The organism is Pseudomonas sp. F2 (assembly GCF_057174385.1).
This window is the reverse complement of sequence record NZ_CM169904.1, coordinates 3,384,349-3,403,426: the sequence shown is the minus strand read 5'-3', so window position 1 is coordinate 3,403,426 and position 19,078 is coordinate 3,384,349. Positions and strand designations below refer to the sequence as shown.

The 19,078-nt window shown below is 59.5% G+C and carries 11 protein-coding genes; 8 read left to right on the top strand and 3 right to left on the bottom strand.

Features of this window, described 5'->3' with window-relative positions:
- The first annotated feature begins 38 nt into the window (after positions 1-38).
- The 3 genes from AC193Q_RS15185 (at position 39) to AC193Q_RS15175 (ending at position 6,257) form a co-directional block, all read left to right on the top strand.
- A complete protein-coding gene (locus tag AC193Q_RS15185) occupies positions 39-1,928 on the top strand; it encodes a DUF1302 domain-containing protein (protein WP_047296449.1) in 1,890 nt (629 codons plus the stop codon).
- Between the two features lie 28 nt (positions 1,929-1,956).
- Positions 1,957-3,321 carry a DUF1329 domain-containing protein gene (locus tag AC193Q_RS15180; RefSeq protein WP_047296448.1) on the top strand — a complete coding sequence of 455 codons (1,365 nt, stop codon included), beginning with the start codon at positions 1,957-1,959 and terminating at the stop codon, positions 3,319-3,321.
- Between the two features lie 203 nt (positions 3,322-3,524).
- Entirely contained in the window at positions 3,525-6,257 is a 2,733-nt protein-coding gene (locus tag AC193Q_RS15175; protein ID WP_121187142.1) for a winged helix-turn-helix domain-containing protein, read from the top strand.
- A 95-nt stretch (positions 6,258-6,352) separates the two neighbouring features.
- On the opposite strand, the gene AC193Q_RS15170 is transcribed toward AC193Q_RS15175, so the two are convergent.
- A complete protein-coding gene (locus tag AC193Q_RS15170; protein WP_483878572.1) occupies positions 6,353-12,163 on the bottom strand; it encodes a M10 family metallopeptidase C-terminal domain-containing protein in 5,811 nt (1,936 codons plus the stop codon).
- Between the two features lie 210 nt (positions 12,164-12,373).
- Between AC193Q_RS15170 and AC193Q_RS15165 the strand changes: the two genes are divergently transcribed.
- Both AC193Q_RS15165 and AC193Q_RS15160 read left to right on the top strand, forming a co-directional pair.
- Complete coding sequence (locus AC193Q_RS15165; RefSeq protein ID WP_121187140.1) at positions 12,374-13,018, top strand: MBL fold metallo-hydrolase; 645 nt, start codon at positions 12,374-12,376, stop codon at positions 13,016-13,018.
- A gap of 116 nt (positions 13,019-13,134) precedes the next feature.
- Positions 13,135-13,869 carry a YiaD family glycine zipper/OmpA-like lipoprotein gene (locus AC193Q_RS15160; RefSeq protein WP_007961595.1) on the top strand — a complete coding sequence of 245 codons (735 nt, stop codon included), beginning with the start codon at positions 13,135-13,137 and terminating at the stop codon, positions 13,867-13,869.
- Positions 13,870-14,129: 260 nt separating this feature from the next.
- Here the strand turns inward: AC193Q_RS15160 and AC193Q_RS15155 are convergent, their stop codons facing one another.
- On the bottom strand, positions 14,130-14,564 hold the full coding sequence (locus AC193Q_RS15155; RefSeq protein WP_121187138.1) for a Z-ring associated ZapG family protein: 435 nt from the start codon (positions 14,562-14,564) through the stop codon (positions 14,130-14,132).
- 144 nt (positions 14,565-14,708) lie between these two features.
- Between AC193Q_RS15155 and AC193Q_RS15150 the strand changes: the two genes are divergently transcribed.
- The 3 genes from AC193Q_RS15150 (at position 14,709) to zapE (ending at position 17,903) form a co-directional block, all read left to right on the top strand.
- Positions 14,709-15,338 (top strand): alpha/beta hydrolase, encoded by a 630-nt coding sequence (locus AC193Q_RS15150; protein ID WP_121187824.1) that lies wholly within the window; start codon positions 14,709-14,711, stop codon positions 15,336-15,338.
- 24 nt (positions 15,339-15,362) lie between these two features.
- Positions 15,363-16,718, top strand: coding sequence for a tryptophan--tRNA ligase (locus AC193Q_RS15145; RefSeq protein WP_095668345.1), 1,356 nt, complete (start codon positions 15,363-15,365; stop codon positions 16,716-16,718).
- Between the two features lie 90 nt (positions 16,719-16,808).
- The gene (zapE, locus tag AC193Q_RS15140) at positions 16,809-17,903 is read left to right on the top strand and encodes a cell division protein ZapE (RefSeq protein ID WP_041074841.1); all 1,095 of its coding nucleotides are present in this window, start codon (positions 16,809-16,811) and stop codon (positions 17,901-17,903) included.
- Positions 17,904-18,042: 139 nt separating this feature from the next.
- On the opposite strand, the gene AC193Q_RS15135 is transcribed toward zapE, so the two are convergent.
- Entirely contained in the window at positions 18,043-18,939 is an 897-nt protein-coding gene (locus tag AC193Q_RS15135; RefSeq protein WP_179295013.1) for a GlxA family transcriptional regulator, read from the bottom strand.
- Positions 18,940-19,078 lie beyond the last annotated feature (139 nt).

Sequence of the window (19,078 nt, the reverse complement as noted above, 5' to 3'; positions counted from 1 at the left end):
CTCAATGCCATAACAATAATGCACATGGAGTAGCGTCGATGACATCAGTAAACCAGTTCTGGCGCCGGGCTAAACTGCCTCTGGCCGTCAGTCTTGCCTCTACGCTCGCCGGGCCCGCATTCGGCGTCAGTTTCAACGTCGGTGAAATCGAAGGTCAGTTCGACTCTTCGCTCTCCCTGGGCATGAGTATTTCGACTCAGCAGCCGAACAAGGACCTTATTGGTGTCAACAACGGCGGCAAGGGTTTGTCCCAGACCTCCGACAACGGCCACCTGAACTTCAAGAGCGGGCAAGCCTTCTCGAAGATCTTCAAGGGCATCCATGATCTCGAATTGAAATACGGCGACACCGGGGTCTTCGTCCGAGGCAAATACTGGTACGACTTCGCGCTGCAGAACCAGGACCTGGAATACAAGGACGTCAGCAACCACAACCGCGATGTGGCGGCGCGTTCTTCCGGCGGGCAGATCCTCGACGCCTTCGTTTACCACAACTACTCGATTGCCGATGAGCCAGGTTCGGTGCGCCTGGGCAAGCAGGTAGTGAACTGGGGCGAAAGTACCTTCATCGGCGGTGGCATCAACTCGATCAACCCGATCGACGTGTCCGCGTTTCGTCGTCCGGGTGCCGAGATCAAGGAAGGTCTGATCCCGGTCAACATGTTCTATGTGTCGCAGAGCCTCACCGAAAACCTTTCGGCCGAAGGTTTCTATCAGATCGACTGGCAGAAGACCGTCACCGACAACTGCGGCACGTTTTTCTCGCAGCCGGACATCGTCACTACCGGTTGCGACGACAACCTGCGGGTATTGAACAAGCGCTCGACCATCCCGGCCATCGCGCTCGGCCCGTTGGCAGGCGCGGGTGTCGACGTCAACGAAGAGGGTGTGCTGGTGCGCCGTTCGCCTAATCGCAATGCGCGTGACAGCGGACAGTGGGGCGTTTCCGCCAAGTACATGTTCGACCCACTGGCCACCGAGTTCGGTGCCTACTTCATGAACTATCACAGCCGCGCGCCGATCTTCAGCGCCACCGGCGCGCCACAGTCGATCTATAACGGCGTGGCAGCATTGCCGGGACCATTCCGGGCGCTGGGGCCACTGGTGGTCGCGGGCAACTCGGAATACTTCATCGAATACCCTGAAGACATTCGCCTCTACGGTCTGAGCTTCTCCACCACCCTGCCTACCGGCACGGCGTGGAGCGGTGAGGTCAGCTACCGGCCGAATGCGCCGGTACAGTTGAACTCCACCGACATCCTGTTCGCCGGCGTGCGTCCGCTGGGTGGTGCGTTGAGCAATGCATCGGTCCTCAACGGCGTGCCGGGCCAGGACCTGCACGGTTACAACCGCAAAGAGATCACCCAACTGCAAACCACCCTGACGCACTTCTTCGATCAGGTGATGGGCGCCAACCGCCTGACCCTGGTGGGTGAGGTCGGCGTGACCCACGTCGGTGGCCTGGAGAGCAGATCCGAAGCCCGCTACGGCCGCGACCCGGTGTTCGGCCCGGGTGAGTTGCCTGCCACTGGCGGTCTGAACACCTGCTCGCAGATCCTCAACACCTCGACCATCAACGGTGCCGGTCCGGGGGCGTCGCGCGATAACGTGTCCAGCAACTGCAACAACGACGGTTTCACCACCTCGACCTCGTGGGGCTATCGCGCTCGTGCGATCTGGGATTACAGCGACGTGTTCGCCGGTGTGAACCTCAAGCCGAACGTGGCCTGGTCGCATGACGTGAAAGGCTACTCGCCAGGCCCTGGCGGCAACTTCGAGGAAGGTCGCAAGGCGATCAGCCTCGGTCTGGATGCCGAATACCAGAACACCTACACGGCGAGCCTGGCCTACACCAACTTCTTTGGCGGCGACTACACGACCGTGGACGATCGTGACTTCGTTGCCCTCAGTGTTGGCGTGAACTTCTAAGCACAGTTTTTTCAGGACGAACACACATATGAAAATAACAAAGAGTCTGTTCCAAGCCGGTGTTCTGGGGCTGTCGCTGCTGGCGACCAGCGTCATGGCGGCCGTTCCCGCCGCCGAAGCCGACAAACTGGGCAAGAGCCTGACGCCGATGGGCGCTGAAATGGCAGGTAACGCCGACGGTTCGATTCCGGCCTGGAAACCGCTGCCGAAGAATGCCGGTACCGTCGACAGCAAGGGTTTCCTGTCCGACCCGTTCGGCAGTGAAAAACCGCTGTTCACCATCACCGCGCAGAACGTCGAGCAGTACAAGGCCAAGCTTGCTCCGGGCCAGTACGCAATGTTCAAGCGTTACCCGGATACCTTCAAGATGCCGGTGTACCCGTCCCATCGCGGCTCGACCGTGCCGGATGACGTGTTTGCCGCGATCAAGAAGAACGCCACCACCACCAATCTGGTTGCCGGCGGTAACGGTCTGGAAAACTTCGACACCGCCGTGCCGTTCCCGATTCCGAAAAGCGGTCTGGAGGTGATCTGGAACCACATCACCCGCTATCGCGGTGGCAGCGTGACCCGTCTGGTCACCCAGGCCACGCCGCAAACCAACGGCTCGTTCAGCCTGGTGTATTTCCAGGACCAGTTCGTGTTCCGCGACAAGATGAAGGATTACGATCCGGCCAACCCGGGCAACATCCTGTTCTACTTCAAGCAGAAAGTGACCGCGCCGGCACGTCTGGCCGGTACCGTGCTGCTGGTGCACGAAACCCTCGACCAGGTGAAGGAACCGCGCAAGGCCTGGGTTTATGCCACTGGCCAGCGCCGTGTACGTCAGGCACCGCAAGTGTCCTATGACGGTCCGGGTACTGCCGCGGATGGTCTGCGCACTTCCGACAACCTCGACATGTACAACGGTGCGCCGGATCGCTACGACTGGGCGCTGGAAGGCAAGAAAGAGATGTACATCGCCTCCAACAGCTACAAGATCGACTCGCCGACCCTCAAGTACGCCGACATCATCAAGGCCGGTCACATCAATCAGGATCTGACCCGTTACGAGCTGCGTCGGGTCTGGCACGTGGTCGCTACCCTGAAACCGGGTCAGCGCCACATCTATGCCAAACGTGACTTCTACATCGACGAAGACACCTGGCAGGCAGCGGTCATCGACCATTACGACGGTCGCGGTCAGCTGTGGCGTGTGGCCGAGGCGCATGCCGAGGATTACTACGACAAGCAAGTGCCGTGGTACGCGCTGGAAGCCCTGTACGACCTGCAATCGGGTCGCTACCTGGCGCTGGGCATGAAGAACGAAGAGAAATCAGCGTATGACTTCGGTTTCTCTGCCACCAAGAGCGAATTCCAGCCGGGCAACCTGGGCCAGGACGGTATCCGCTAAGCTTTGACCCGAGGCCGCATCCTCGAAAAAACGCCCCGACTGGTTCGGGGCGTTTTTTTTCGTCGCGATTTTGTGCACGAGCGCCTGCTGGCTCGTAGTCTTTTTGTAGCCATTTGTAGCAATAACCTTCAAACCCTCTACGTTTACCGCTAGTCTGCGGACATCTGCTACGCCGCCAACAGCCATTCAAACAAGAGCCGGCCATGACTGATCTGTCCCCGCTTCCGGATCCTGCAAGCGCTGCCGTCGCGACACTGGACGGGCGTTTTTTTCGCCCGCCACTGCCCGACGGATACGTTTTGCGACCGCGTCTGTGTGAGCGCCTGAGTGCGGGGCTTGCGGGGCGCCTGTTGCTGGTCTGTGCGCCAGCAGGTTTCGGCAAAAGCTCGCTGGCGGTGGAGTTCTGTCAGAGCCTGCCGGCGCACTGGCGAAGCCTCTGGTTGGGCCTGAGCCCGCGGGATAACGATCCGGGACGTTTTCTCGAGCGTTTGCTGGAGGGGTTGCAGGACTACTTTCCGAATCTGGGCAGTCGCGCACTAGGCCTGTTGAAGATGCGCCAGCGCCATCAACCGTTTGCCTTCGAAGAATGGCTCGACGGCTTGCTCGATGAGCTGGCGCTGCAACTGCAGCCAACGGCGCCACTGTTGCTGGTGCTCGATGATTACCATCTCGCCCAAGGCCCGGTGCTCGACCGCTGCCTGCAGTTTTTCCTCAATCATCTGCCCGATGGCTTGCTGGTCATGGTCACCAGTCGGCAGCGCCCGGACTGGCATCTGGCGCGCCTGCGCCTGTCGCGGCAACTGCTGGAACTGCACGAGCAGGATCTGCGACTGACCCATGACGAAGCACTGACCCTGCTTGATCGACACAGCAGTTCATTGCGCGGTGAAGCCCTGGAAAACCTGATCCAGCGCAGCGAAGGCTGGGTGGCTGGGCTGCGTTTCTGGTTGCTGGCGGCATCTGAAGCCGGCAGTGAGGCCGCGTTACCGCAAGCGCTGAACGGCGGGGAGGGGCTGATTCGCGACTATCTGCTGGAGGAAGTCATCGATTGCCTGCCCGCCGAGGTACAGGCATTTCTCTACGACACCGCGCCTCAGGAACGCTTTTGCAGCGAACTGTGCGACGCGGTGCGTGAAGCCCACGACAGCGCCGAAATCCTGCGGTTTCTGCTGGCGCATCAGGTGTTCCTGGTGCCGCTGGACGAGCACGGTCACTGGTATCGCTATCACCATTTGTTTTCCGATCTGCTGCGCAGCCGGCCCGTGACCCAGACGCTGGTGCCGGCGGCGACCCTGCATCTGCGCGCCTGCCGCTGGTTCAATGCTCAAGGGCTGCTCGACGAAGCGGTGGAGCAGGCCTTGCGCGCCGGCCATCTGGATGTGGCGGCGAACCTGGTGCAGAACCTGTCCGAGGAACAACTGCTCGCCGAGCAGAATATCGGCATGCTGCTGCGCTGGAAGATGGACTTGCCCGACAGCCTGTTGATCAGTACACCCCGCTTGATCGTGCTGTACAGCTGGGCGCTGGGGCTGGCCTGTCAGCTGGATGCCGCTGAAGAGCTGGCCAGTCATTTGAGTCGCTTCCTGCCGGCGCCTTCGGCCTCTGCGCAGAAGTCGATGCTTGCACAATGGCTTGCGCTCAGCGGGATCATCGCTCGTGGGCGTGGTCATCGTGAATTGACTCAACGCTATTGCAGCGAAGCGCTGGAAAGCCTGCCGGTAAAACGTTACGGGCAACGTCTGATGTGCCTGTCGACCTTGTCCAATCTGGCGATCGCCGACGGCGACCTGTGGCGTGCGCGGGGCCTGAATCGCGAATCCCTCGAACTGGCGCAGCGGGTCGGCAATCCGTTGTTCGAAGCCTTGGCGCATTACGACCGGGCTCGGGTACTGCAGTCGCGCGGGGAAATACTGCGCGCGCTGGATGAGGTGCATCAGGGCCTGGAACGGTTGCGTGGACTGTCCCCGCAACGTCTGTATGCGGTGCGTGCGCGGCTGACGCTTTACGAAGGTTTTCTGTTGTCCATGCGCCTGCAACCCCAGCAGGCCCGGGCTCGATTGCTGAGCGGTCTGGCCGAAGCGCGGGCCTGCCGCGATATCAGTGTGTTGATCGGCCACTGCGTGATCGCTCGTCTGGACGGCAGCTCAGGCGAGTTTGCCAGGGCCTTTGCCGAACTCGCCGAAGCCGAGCGCCTGATGCATATCTGGGATGTGCCGCCGATCTACTACCTGGCGATGATCACCCTGGTCAAATGCGAACTGTGGCTGGTGCAGGGCCGTACCGATCTGGCCGAGGCTTGGCTGGCGCGTCTTGGTCAGACCTATACCGGCGAGCGTGCAGCGGCGCCACCGGAATTTCATCCTCAATTGCCATTGCATGTCGAACTGCAGCAAGCGCTGCTCGATGTGATTCAAGGGCAGCCGATGCTCGCCGAAGGACGGTTGAATGTGCTGTTGGAAAGCGGTCAGCAAACCGGTCGACAGTTGCTGTGTGTGATGGCGCTGGCGCAGAAGGTCGCCTTGTTGCTGGGCACTGGCCGCGAACCGGAAGCACGCAAAGTATTGAGTCAGGCGCTGGAAGCGGCGGCGGGTGGCGTGATACAGCCGTTTGACGCACTGATCCGAGAATATCCGGACTGGTTGCGCAGTCAATTGCATGCTTCGCCGGCATTGGCAGGACAACCGTTACTGGCGCATTTTCCGCTGGTGGCGACTCGGCCAGTGGTCGAGTCCACCGCAGCCGAACAACTCAGCAGCCGGGAGCTGGCGGTTCTGCGTTTGATTGCCCAGGGCTGTTCCAATCAGGAAATCAGCGAGCAACTGTTCATTTCACTGCACACCGTGAAAACCCATGCCAGCCATATCAACAGCAAGTTGGGGGTCGAGCGGCGTACGCAGGCGGTGGCGCGGGCCAAGGAATTGGGTGTGTTGACCTAGCCCACTGACTTGGATGACGCCAACAAAAACGCCCCGAATTATCGGGGCGTTTTTGTTGGGGGTCGCGACCTGCGACCAGGTCGGTTACGGTTGTATCAGGCCACCAGATCGTTGGCGCTGAAACTGTTTACACCCACCAGTTGGATCTCGAAGTCCGCACCGGCGTTGCCGCTGACATTACCGGACAGCACGTGGTCGACGAAGCGCACTTGACCGGCGCCAGTGAAATCGCCCGCACCAATAAAGGTGAAGCCGTTGAAGCCAGCAGTCAGCAAGTTGGCATCAAACTTCGTCAGGTCGATCTTGTCGCCTTGCGCGCTGTTGAAGTCAGTGATGACGTCCCTCAGATTGCCAGTACCGGTTTCGTTCCAGGCGTTGAACACGAAGGTGTCAGCACCTGAACCACCCGTCAACGTATCGGTGCCCAGACCGCCGATGAGAAAGTCATTGCCGGCTCCGCCGTTGAGCAGGTTGTTCCCGTCGTTGCCGGTCAGGGCATTGTTCAGGCTGTTGCCGGTGCCATTGAGGTTGTTGCTGCCGGTGAGGATCAGGTTTTCCAGGTTGGCGCCGAGAGCGAAGTTGACCGACGCCCGCACGGTATCGATTTCACTGGCCAGAGTGCTGGTTTCGATGACGGTGTCGCCGGCGTTGTCGACGATGTAGGTGTCGTTGCCCAGACCACCCTCCATGCGGTCGGCACCCAGGCCGCCGTCGAGGATGTTGTTGCCGTCATTGCCGGTCAGGGCATTGTTCAGGCTGTTGCCGGTGGCCTTGAGGTCGGCGTTGCCGAGCAGGCGCAGGTTTTCGACGTTGGCCGTAAGGGTGTAGTCGATGCTGGAGAAAACGCGGTCGAGGGCGGTCAGCGAAGTGTCGGTTTCGATGACCACATCGCCGACATTGTCGACATAGTAGGTATCGAAGCCACCACCACCGATCATGGTGTCGGCACCGGCGCCGCCATTGAGGGTGTTCTCCATGTCGTTGCCGGTCAGGGTATTGTCCAGGCTGTTGCCGGTGCCGTTGATATTGGTGTTGCCGGTCAGCACCAGATTTTCCAGGTTGGTGCCAAGAGTGAAGTCGATCGAGGAGCGCACGGTATCGATTTCACTGGCCAGAGTGCTGGTTTCGATGACGGTGTCGCCGGCGTTATCGACGATGTAGGTGTCGTTGCCCAGACCACCTTCCATGCGGTCAGCACCCAGGCCGCCGTCGAGGATGTTGTTGCCGTCATTGCCGGTCAGGGCATTGTTCAGGCTGTTGCCGGTGGCCTTGAGGTCGGCGTTGCCGAGCAGGCGCAGGTTTTCGACGTTGGCCGTAAGGGTGTAGTCGATGCTGGAGAAAACGCGGTCGAGGGCGGTCAGCGAAGTGTCGGTTTCGATGACCACATCGCCGACATTGTCGACATAGTAGGTATCGAAGCCACCACCACCGATCATGGTGTCGGCACCGGCGCCGCCATTGAGGGTGTTCTCCATGTCGTTGCCGGTCAGGGTATTGTCCAGGCTGTTGCCGGTGCCGTTGATATTGGTGTTGCCGGTCAGCACCAGATTTTCCAGGTTGGTGCCAAGAGTGAAGTCGATCGAGGAGCGCACGGTATCGATTTCACTGGCCAGAGTGCTGGTTTCGATGACGGTGTCGCCGGCGTTATCGACGATGTAGGTGTCGTTGCCCAGACCACCTTCCATGCGGTCAGCACCCAGGCCGCCGTCGAGGATGTTGTTGCCGTCATTGCCGGTCAGGGCATTGTTCAGGCTGTTGCCGGTGCCATTGAGGTTGTTGCTGCCGGTGAGGATCAGGTTTTCCAGGTTGGCGCCGAGAGCGAAGTTGACCGACGCCCGCACGGTATCGATTTCACTGGCCAGAGTGCTGGTTTCGATGACGGTGTCGCCGGCGTTATCGACGATGTAGGTGTCGTTGCCCAGACCACCTTCCATGCGGTCAGCACCCAGGCCGCCGTCGAGGATGTTGTTGCCGTCATTGCCGGTCAGGGCATTGTTCAGGGTGTTGCCGGTGGCCTTGAGGTCGGCGTTGCCGAGCAGGCGCAGGTTTTCGACGTTGGCCGTAAGGGTGTAGTCGATGCTGGAGAAAACGCGGTCGAGGGCGGTCAGCGAAGTGTCGGTTTCGATGACCACATCGCCGACATTGTCGACATAGTAGGTATCGAAGCCACCACCACCGATCATGGTGTCGGCACCGGCGCCGCCATTGAGGGTGTTCTCCATGTCGTTGCCGGTCAGGGTATTGTCCAGGCTGTTGCCGGTGCCGTTGATATTGGTGTTGCCGGTCAGCACCAGATTTTCCAGGTTGGTGCCAAGAGTGAAGTCGATCGAGGAGCGCACGGTATCGATTTCACTGGCCAGAGTGCTGGTTTCGATGACGGTGTCGCCGGCGTTATCGACGATGTAGGTGTCGTTGCCCAGACCACCTTCCATGCGGTCAGCACCCAGGCCGCCGTCGAGGATGTTGTTGCCGTCATTGCCGGTCAGGGCATTGTTCAGGCTGTTGCCGGTGCCATTGAGGTTGTTGCTGCCGGTGAGGATCAGGTTTTCCAGGTTGGCGCCGAGAGCGAAGTTGACCGACGCCCGCACGGTATCGATTTCACTGGCCAGAGTGCTGGTTTCAATAACGGTGTCGCCGGCGTTGTCGACGATGTAGGTGTCGTTGCCCAGACCACCCTCCATGCGGTCGGCACCCAGGCCGCCGTCGAGGATGTTGTTGCCGTCGTTGCCGGTCAGGGCATTGTTCAGGCTGTTGCCGGTGGCCTTGAGGTCGGCGTTGCCGAGCAGGCGCAGGTTTTCGACGTTGGCCGTAAGGGTGTAGTCGATGCTGGAGAAAACGCGGTCGAGGGCGGTCAGCGAAGTGTCGGTTTCGATGACCACATCGCCGACATTGTCGACATAGTAGGTATCGAAGCCACCACCACCGATCATGGTGTCGGCACCGGCGCCGCCATTGAGGGTGTTCTCCATGTCGTTGCCGGTCAGGGTATTGTCCAGGCTGTTGCCGGTGCCGTTGATATTGGTGTTGCCGGTCAGCACCAGATTTTCCAGGTTGGCGCCAAGAGTGAAGTCGATCGAGGAGCGCACGGTATCGATTTCACTGGCCAGAGTGCTGGTTTCGATAACGGTGTCACCGGCGTTGTCGACGATGTAGGTGTCGTTGCCCAGACCACCTTCCATGCGGTCAGCACCCAGGCCGCCGTCGAGGATGTTGTTGCCGTCATTGCCGGTCAGGGCATTGTTCAGGCTGTTGCCGGTGCCATTGAGGTTGTTGCTGCCGGTGAGGATCAGGTTTTCCAGGTTGGCGCCGAGAGCGAAGTTGACCGACGCCCGCACGGTATCGATTTCACTGGCCAGAGTGCTGGTTTCAATAACGGTGTCGCCGGCGTTGTCGACGATGTAGGTGTCGTTGCCCAGACCACCCTCCATGCGGTCGGCACCCAGGCCGCCGTCGAGGATGTTGTTGCCGTCGTTGCCGGTCAGGGCATTGTTCAGGCTGTTGCCGGTGGCCTTGAGGTCGGCGTTGCCGAGCAGGCGCAGGTTTTCGACGTTGGCCGTAAGGGTGTAGTCGATGCTGGAGAAAACGCGGTCGAGGGCGGTCAGCGAAGTGTCGGTTTCGATGACCACATCGCCGACATTGTCGACATAGTAGGTATCGAAGCCACCACCACCGATCATGGTGTCGGCACCGGCGCCGCCATTGAGGGTGTTTTCCATGTCGTTGCCGGTCAGGGTATTGTCCAGGCTGTTGCCGGTGCCGTTGATATTGGTGTTGCCGGTCAGCACCAGATTTTCCAGGTTGGCGCCAAGAGTGAAGTCGATCGAGGAGCGCACGGTATCGATTTCACTGGCCAGAGTGCTGGTTTCGATGACGGTGTCGCCGGCGTTGTCGACGATGTAGGTGTCGTTGCCCAGACCACCCTCCATGCGGTCGGCACCCAGGCCGCCGTCGAGGATGTTGTTGCCGTCATTGCCGGTCAGGGCATTGTTCAGGCTGTTGCCGGTGGCCTTGAGGTCGGCGTTGCCGAGCAGGCGCAGGTTTTCGACGTTGGCCGTAAGGGTGTAGTCGATGCTGGAGAAAACGCGGTCGAGGGCGGTCAGCGAAGTGTCGGTTTCGATGACCACATCGCCGACATTGTCGACATAGTAGGTATCGAAGCCACCACCACCGATCATGGTGTCGGCACCGGCGCCGCCATTGAGGGTGTTCTCCATGTCGTTGCCGGTCAGGGTATTGTCCAGGCTGTTGCCGGTGCCGTTGATATTGGTGTTGCCGGTCAGCACCAGATTTTCCAGGTTGGTGCCAAGAGTGAAGTCGATCGAGGAGCGCACGGTATCGATTTCACTGGCCAGAGTGCTGGTTTCGATGACGGTGTCGCCGGCGTTATCGACGATGTAGGTGTCGTTGCCCAGACCACCTTCCATGCGGTCAGCACCCAGGCCGCCGTCGAGGATGTTGTTGCCGTCATTGCCGGTCAGGGCATTGTTCAGGCTGTTGCCGGTGCCATTGAGGTTGTTGCTGCCGGTGAGGATCAGGTTTTCCAGGTTGGCGCCGAGAGCGAAGTTGACCGACGCCCGCACGGTATCGATTTCACTGACCAGAGTGCTGGTTTCGATAACGGTGTCGCCGGCGTTGTCGACGATGTAGGTGTCGTTGCCCAGACCACCCTCCATGCGGTCGGCACCCAGGCCGCCGTCGAGGATGTTGTTGCCGTCGTTGCCGGTCAGGGCATTGTTCAGGCTGTTGCCGGTGGCCTTGAGGTCGGCGTTGCCGAGCAGGCGCAGGTTTTCGACGTTGGCCGTAAGTGTGTAGTCGATGCTGGAGAAAACGCGGTCGAGGGCGGTCAGCGAAGTGTCGGTTTCGATGACCACATCGCCGACATTGTCGACATAGTAGGTATCGAAGCCACCACCACCGATCATGGTGTCGGCACCGGCGCCGCCATTGAGGGTGTTCTCAAGATCGTTGCCAGTCAGGGTGTCGTCGAAAGCCGAACCGATTGCGTTCTCGATTTTGGCGCCAAAAGCAATGGCCAGACCATCATTGATCATCGTTTGATTGGCGCCGTCAACGAACGCTTTACCGATTTGGCTGAAGGCACCTTCATTGAGATTCAGGCTGACCGGGGCCAATTGGTTGCTTGCATCAATCGTATCGTTGCCACCCGCGTCCCAAATCGTCTCGAATACAGATTGATCCGCGCCCCATTTGTAAACATTGTCACCGGTTTGCCAAAGCATATTGGCACCGTAGAGCTTCTGAATGACCAGAATATCCAGCAGCATCGGTGTGGTCGGCTGGTACGAATATGCGTTGTTGTAGCTCATGAGCGTGTAGTGCGAATCGTCCAGTACCGGCGCGATCACGTTGGTATTGGTCGGGCTTGCCTCGAAGGGATGCTTGAGACCAAGAGCATGACCAATTTCATGAATGAAGGTCATGTAGTCATAGGTGCCTTTGACAGGATTCGGATTATCCGTCGCGGGTCCGATCCAGACATCGCCGGCCAGTGGCTTTCTATCAGGAAAATAGGCCCAGGCAGCGGTTTTCGGATCCATGCCGGCGTAACCGCCAAAGCGCAGATCTCCTGCAGAGTTAAAATTGTCACTGACCAGTGTGAACTTGATATTGGCTACGGAACTCCATGCGCTGAGGGCACTGGTGACAGCAATCTGCTGGGCCGTGGTCAGGGCGAAACTGTTCAGGAATTCGTTATCAGGACTGTAGTCTTTTGCGAAGTACGATTGCCCGGGTGTGACGAAGCTGTATGTCAGCCGGGTTGAAAAAAAGTCCACACCGCCGAAATCAGGGCTCAGCCACTGTGTGCCGTAGATCAGGCTGTCGGCTTGTGCATTGCCGGTTAAAAATGACGACTGAGTAAGCGCATAACCTAGTGGAGACGACATCTGGAAATCCTGAGTGGTGTTACGACCGTCCTGGCGTGGTCGCTGGTAAGAGATAATTTTGTATCAGATACAGCGTTAATTGATATCACCTTGCCATTATTTTTATCGTGACGCCAGAAAACTGAATCGCTTATTTATCGTTATGCGCAGCCGCATCTTTAGTGGGAATTCGGCTGGTATTCTGGGGGCTTTAATCCGCAGGACCATTCGATGACGCTTTCCGCTAGTACACTCATCCGCGAAACTTTCCCCGTCGGCCCCCTGCAATGCAACTGCACGATCATCGGCGACCCGCTCACTAAAAAAGCCATCGTGGTCGACCCGGGCGGCAATCCTGACCTGATCATGGCGCGCCTTGATGCCCACGGTCTGAAAGTGGTCAGCATCATTCATACCCACGCGCATCTCGATCACTTCCTTGCCTCCGGGCAGATGAAGGAGAAAACCGGTGCCACCTTGCACCTGCACAAGGACGATCAGTTCCTGTGGGACAACCTCGAAATGCAATGCCAGATGTTTGGTGTGCCGTACACTCCGGTGCCGTCGCCGGATCGCTGGTTGAGCGACGATGAAGAACTGGCCTGTGGCTGCGGTGTCGCGCTGCATACGCCGGGACATACGCCCGGTTCCATGAGCTTTTGGTTTTCCGAGGCTAAGCTGTTGATTGCCGGCGACACGTTGTTTCGTCGCGGGGTAGGGCGCACGGATTTGTGGGGCGGCGATCAGGCGACCATCGTGCGATCGATCAAGCAGCGGCTGTACACGCTCGACGAAGACGCCATCGTGGTTGCCGGGCATGGTCCGGACACGCGTCTCGGAGATGAAATGCGCGAAAACCCGTTCGTGCGCGCCTAAACATTTTGTCACGAGTATGCGGCGGAATTTTTCGGCATTGTCATGATCCAACGCCCGCACAGGTCTATTGCCTAGGGCCGCTGCCACACAGAATGCGAAAAAACCAGGAGCTCTTCATGTTCACCACGCCTCGTTTGATTATTGTTGCTACCGCTGTGGCCATGTTGGCCGGTTGCGCCTCGCCCAACCCGTATGACAATCAGGGGCAGGCCGACGGTGGCTCGCAAGGCATGAGCAAAACTGCCAAGTACGGTGGACTCGGCGCTCTGGCCGGTGCCCTGGCAGGTGCCGCCATCGACCACAACAACCGTGGCAAGGGCGCCTTGATCGGCGCGGCGGTGGTCGGTGCTTCGGCCGCCGGTTACGGTTACTACGCCGACCAGCAAGAGAAAAAGCTGCGCGCCAGCATGGCCAATACCGGGGTTGAAGTGCAGCGCCAAGGCGATCAGATCAAACTGATCATGCCGGGCAACATCACCTTCGCCACCGATTCGGCGAACATCGCCCCGAGCTTCTATCAGCCTCTGAACAATCTGGCCAACTCCCTGAAGGAGTTCAACCAGAACCAGATCGAAATCGTCGGCTACACCGACAGCACCGGCAGTCGCCAGCACAACATGGATTTGTCCCAGCGTCGTGCACAGAGCGTGGCAACTTACCTGACCTCGCAAGGTGTCAGCGGTGCCAACCTGTCGGCCCGTGGCGCCGGCCCGGATAACCCGATTGCCAGCAACGGCGACGTCAATGGTCGCGCGCAGAACCGCCGCGTCGAGGTCAACCTGAAGGCGATTCCGGGTCAGCAGTATGGTGGTCAGCAGCAACAGCCGGGTACGGTTCAGCAATATCCGTAACTGAATGCTTGAGTGATGAAATGCCCGGTCTTGTGACCGGGCATTTTTTGCCTGAACGCAGTCGCCCTGTAGGAGTTGCGGCACGCTGCGATCTTTTGATCTTCAGCTCTCAACAGCACGATCAAAAGATCGCAGCCTCGTTTCACTCGACAGCTCCTGCAGGGTTGCTGGGCCTGTGCAGCACCACAAACTCCATAGGCACAAAAAAGCCCCCGAACAAGCGAAATGTCCGGGGGCTTTTTGTTGGGCGCGAAACCCGATTACTTCTTCAGACCGTAATGCTCATCGAGCATGCCCGGTGAGTTCGGGGCTTTTGGCGCGTAATCACGCGGCGGCTCCTGATCGCGCGGTGGCGTCAGACGTTCGCGCGGTGCCTGGGTGGCATCGGCGTGCAAAGCGGCGATCAGGCGTTGACGGGTCTGCTCGTCCAGGGCCAGACGGTTGGCGCCCTCGGCGAGATGATCCTGCACTTCCTGATAGCTCTGGGTCAGCTTCTTGACCAGCATCGCGGTGCTGTTGAAGTGGGTGACCACCTCGTTTTGATAGCTGTCGAAACGCTCCTGGATATCATCCAGTTGACGCTGCGTGCGGCTCGGCGCGGCATTCGGTGCGACGCGAGCGATCAGGAATCCAATGGCGACACCCACAACCAGGGCAAGAGTCGGTAACAACCAAACTAAGAGCGAGTGTTCCACGAGTCCTTCCTCTATAAACGGCTTTGCTTTACGTTAACGGCTCGAACCTGCGCTGTATACCGCGATTCACTCGCAATAGATTGGCACAGACAATTTGCTAGACGAGTCGACCCGATTCGAGGTCACGGAGTTCCTTCCTTGCTGATGCGTGAAACCCCTGTAGTCATTGCCGGCCCAGTCGGCCAAATCGAAGCGCTGTACCTCGATAACGAGCAGCCAGTCGGCATCGCGCTGATCTGCCATCCGAACCCGGTGCAGGGCGGCACCATGCTCAACAAGGTCGTCTCGACCCTGCAGCGCACTGCGCGCGACGCCGGGCTGATTACATTGCGCTTCAACTATCGCGGCGTCGGTGCCAGCGAAGGCTCCCACGACATGGGCAGCGGTGAAGTCGACGACGCCCAGGCCGCTGCCGCCTGGCTGCGGGAAAAGCATCCGGATCTGCCGCTGACCCTGTTCGGTTTCTCCTTCGGCGGATTTGTTGCAGCAAGTCTCGGCGGTCGTCTCGAAGCGCAAGGCGTACAGCTCAAGCAGCTGTTCATGGTCGCGCCGGCGGTGATGCGTCTGGGCGATCAGGATCAACTGCCACAGCACGCCGAGCTGACCGTGATCCAGCCGGAAACCGACGAAGTGATCGATCCGCAGCTGGTCTATGACTGGTCGGAACAACTCCAGCGCCCCCATGAGCTGCTGAAAGTGGCAGAATGCGGACACTTTTTTCATGGCAAGCTGACCGATCTCAAGGATCTGATCCTGCCGCGTCTCTCGAATTGATTGCAGTCTGACAAGCGATTACCCATGACGAACCGTACCCGTATCCTCACCGGCATCACCACCACCGGCACGCCGCACCTGGGCAACTACGCCGGCGCCATCCGCCCGGCGATCCTCGCCAGCCGCGACAGCAATGCCGATTCGTTCTATTTCCTGGCCGACTACCACGCCCTGATCAAATGCGATGACCCGCTGCGCATCCAGCGCTCGCGTCTGGAAATCGCCGCGACCTGGCTGGCCGGTGGCCTGGATGTCGACCGTGTGACCTTCTATCGCCAGTCCGACATTCCGGAAATTCCCGAGCTGACCTGGCTGCTGACCTGCGTCGCCGCCAAGGGCCTGCTCAACCGTGCGCACGCCTACAAGGCCTCGGTGGACAAGAACGTCGAGAGCGGTGAAGACCCGGATGCCGGCATCACCATGGGCCTCTACAGCTACCCGGTGCTGATGGCAGCGGACATTCTGATGTTCAACGCGCACAAGGTCCCGGTCGGTCGTGACCAGATCCAGCACGTGGAAATGGCCCGCGACATCGGCCAGCGCTTCAACCACTTGTTCGGCCAGGGCAAAGAGTTTTTCACCATGCCTGAAGCGCTGATCGAGGAGAGCGTGGCGACGTTGCCAGGCCTCGACGGGCGCAAGATGTCGAAGAGCTACGACAACACCATCCCGCTGTTCTCCAGCGCCAAAGAGATGAAGGACGCGATCTCGCGGATCGTCACCGACTCCAAGGCGCCGGGCGAAGCCAAAGATCCGGACAACTCGCACCTGTTCACCCTGTTCCAGGCGTTCGCCACACCGGTGCAGGCGGACGAATTCCGCAGCGAACTGCTCGGCGGTCTGGGTTGGGGCGAGGCGAAGAACCGTCTGTTCCAGTTGCTCGACAATGAACTGGGCGAGTCCCGCGAACGTTATCACCAACTGATCGAGCGCCCGGCGGATCTGGAAGACATCCTGCAACACGGTGCGAAAAAGGCCCGTGCGGTGGCGACGCCGTTCCTCAACGAACTGCGTGAAGCGGTTGGCCTGCGTTCGTTCGTCAATCAGGTGCAAGTCGCGGCGACCACCAAGAAGAAAGCCGTGAAAGCTGCACGTTTCGTCAGTTTCCGTGAAGACGACGGCAGCTTCCGTTTCCGTCTGCTGGCGGCCGATGGCGAGCAACTGCTGCTGTCGCGTAACTTCGCCGACGGCAAAACCGCCGGCCAGGTGACCAAGCAACTGCAAACCGGTCAGGCGCTGGACATCCGCAATCAAGACCTGAGCTTCAGCGTATGGCTGGAAGGCGAGTGCGTGGGTGACAGCCCGGCGTTCGCCGATGCTGCTGCGCGGGACGCGGCCATCGAAGCTTTGCGTGTAGCGCTGACCCCGGTTCAGGACTAAACAACGGCGCGGCCCGACCAAGGGCTGATTGCCATTCCCACGGGCCGTCGCTACAGTGACGGCCCGTTTTTGTTGCCTTGCTAACGAATTATGACGCCCCTAGAACGATACCAAGCTGATCTGAAACGCCCGGACTTCTTCCATGACGCTGCGCAGGAAACTGCTGTGCGTCATCTGCAGCGCCTGTACGACGATCTGATCGCGGCCGAGCAGAACAAGCCGGGCTTGCTGGGCAAACTGTTTGGCAAGAAGGATCAGACGCCGGTCAAAGGCCTGTACTTCTGGGGCGGCGTGGGGCGCGGCAAGACTTATCTGGTCGACACCTTCTTTGAAGCGCTGCCGTTCAAGGAAAAGACCCGCACCCACTTCCACCGCTTCATGAAGCGCGTGCACGAAGAGATGAAAACCCTCGGCGGCGAGAAAAACCCGCTGACCATCATCGCCAAGCGCTTTGCGACCGAGTCGCGAGTGATCTGCTTCGATGAATTCTTCGTCTCGGACATCACCGACGCGATGATCCTCGGCACGCTGATGGAAGAGCTGTTCAAGAACGGCGTGACCCTCGTCGCGACCTCGAACATCGTTCCGGACGGCCTCTACAAGGACGGCCTGCAACGCGCGCGCTTCCTGCCGGCCATTGCGCTGATCAAGCAGAACACCGAAATCGTCAACGTCGACAGCGGCGTTGACTACCGTCTGCGTCACCTCGAACAAGCGGAGCTGTTCCACTATCCGCTGGACGAAGCGGCGCACGAAAGCCTGCGCAAGAGCTTCAAGGCCCTGACACCGGAATGCACCGCAGCGGTCGAGAATGATGTGCTGATCATCGAGAACCGCGAAATCCGTGCCCTGCGCACCTGCGACGACGTGGCCTGGTTCGACTTCCGCGAACTGTGCGACGGCCCGCGTAGCCAGAACGACTACATCGAACTGGGCAAGATCTTCCACGCCGTGCTGCTCAGCGGCGTCGAGCAGATGAGTGTCACCACCGACGACATCGCCCGGCGCTTCATCAACATGGTCGACGAGTTCTACGACCGCAACGTCAAGCTGATCATTTCTGCCGAAGTCGAGCTGAAAGACTTGTACACCGGCGGACGCCTGACGTTCGAATTCCAGCGTACGCTGAGTCGTCTGCTGGAGATGCAATCCCACGAATTCTTGTCGCGGGCGCACAAGCCTTAAACAGATTCGGTGCATAAAAAAGGGCCTGCATTTGCAGGCCCTTTTTTATGCACTGAAGATCAAAAGATCGCAGGCTTCGCCAGCTCCTACAGGTGTACGCCATTCTGTAGGAACTGCCGCAGGCTGCGATCTTTTGCTTTTAGGCAGCCTGCTGAAACTGCTGCCGATACTGGTTCGGCGACAGCTCGGTGTGCTGGCGGAAAAGCCGCGCAAAGAAGCTCGCATCGTCGTAGCCGACCTCATAACTGATGGTCTTGATGCTCTTGCGGCTGCCCGACAACAGACCTTTGGCAGTCTCGATGCGCAGGCGTTGCAAGTAGTGCAGCGGCTTGTCGCCAGTCGCAGTCTGAAAGCGGCGCATGAAATTACGGATGCTCATGCCGTGCTCGCGGGCCACGTCTTCGAAGCGGAACTTGTCGGCGAAATGCTCTTCGAGCCAGTGCTGGATCTGCAGGATGATCACGTCCTGGTGCAGCTTCTGTCCGCCGAAACCGATACGTCCCGGCGAATAACTGCGCTGCACTTCATACAGAATGTCGCGCGCCACGGCTTGCGCCACGTTGGCACCGCAGAAGCGTTCGATCAGGTAGATATACAGGTCGCAGGCCGAAGTGGTGCCCCCGGCGCAATACAGATTGTCGGCGTCGGTCAGGTGCTTGTCCTGATTGAGGTACACCTTGGGGAAGCGCTCGGCGAAGGCATTGAAGAAGCGCCAGTAAGTGGTCGCTTCCTTGCCGTTGAGCAGACCGGCCTCGGCCAGCCAGAACACCCCGGTGGCTTCGCCGCAGAGCACGGCGCCGCGGGCATGCTGCTCACGCAACCACGGCAGGATTTGTGGATAACGGCCGCACAGGGTGTCGAAATCGTCCCAGAACGCCGGGAGGATGATGACGTCGGCGTTTTCCAGGCCGCCGTCCACCGGCATCATCACGTCACTGAAGCTGTTCACCGGTTTGCCGTCGGGGCTGACCAGGCGGGTTTCAAACGCCGGTGTCAGGCCGTGGCCCAGTTGTTTGCCGTAACGCAGGCTGGCCAGATGGAAAAAGTCCTTGGCCTGCATGAGAGTGGATGCGAAAACCCGGTCGATTGCCAGGATGCTGACGCGCCGCAAGGGCGTGGAGACTTGCTTGGACATAATTCAACTTTTGTTTTGTTTTTATAAGGGAAAGTGGTCA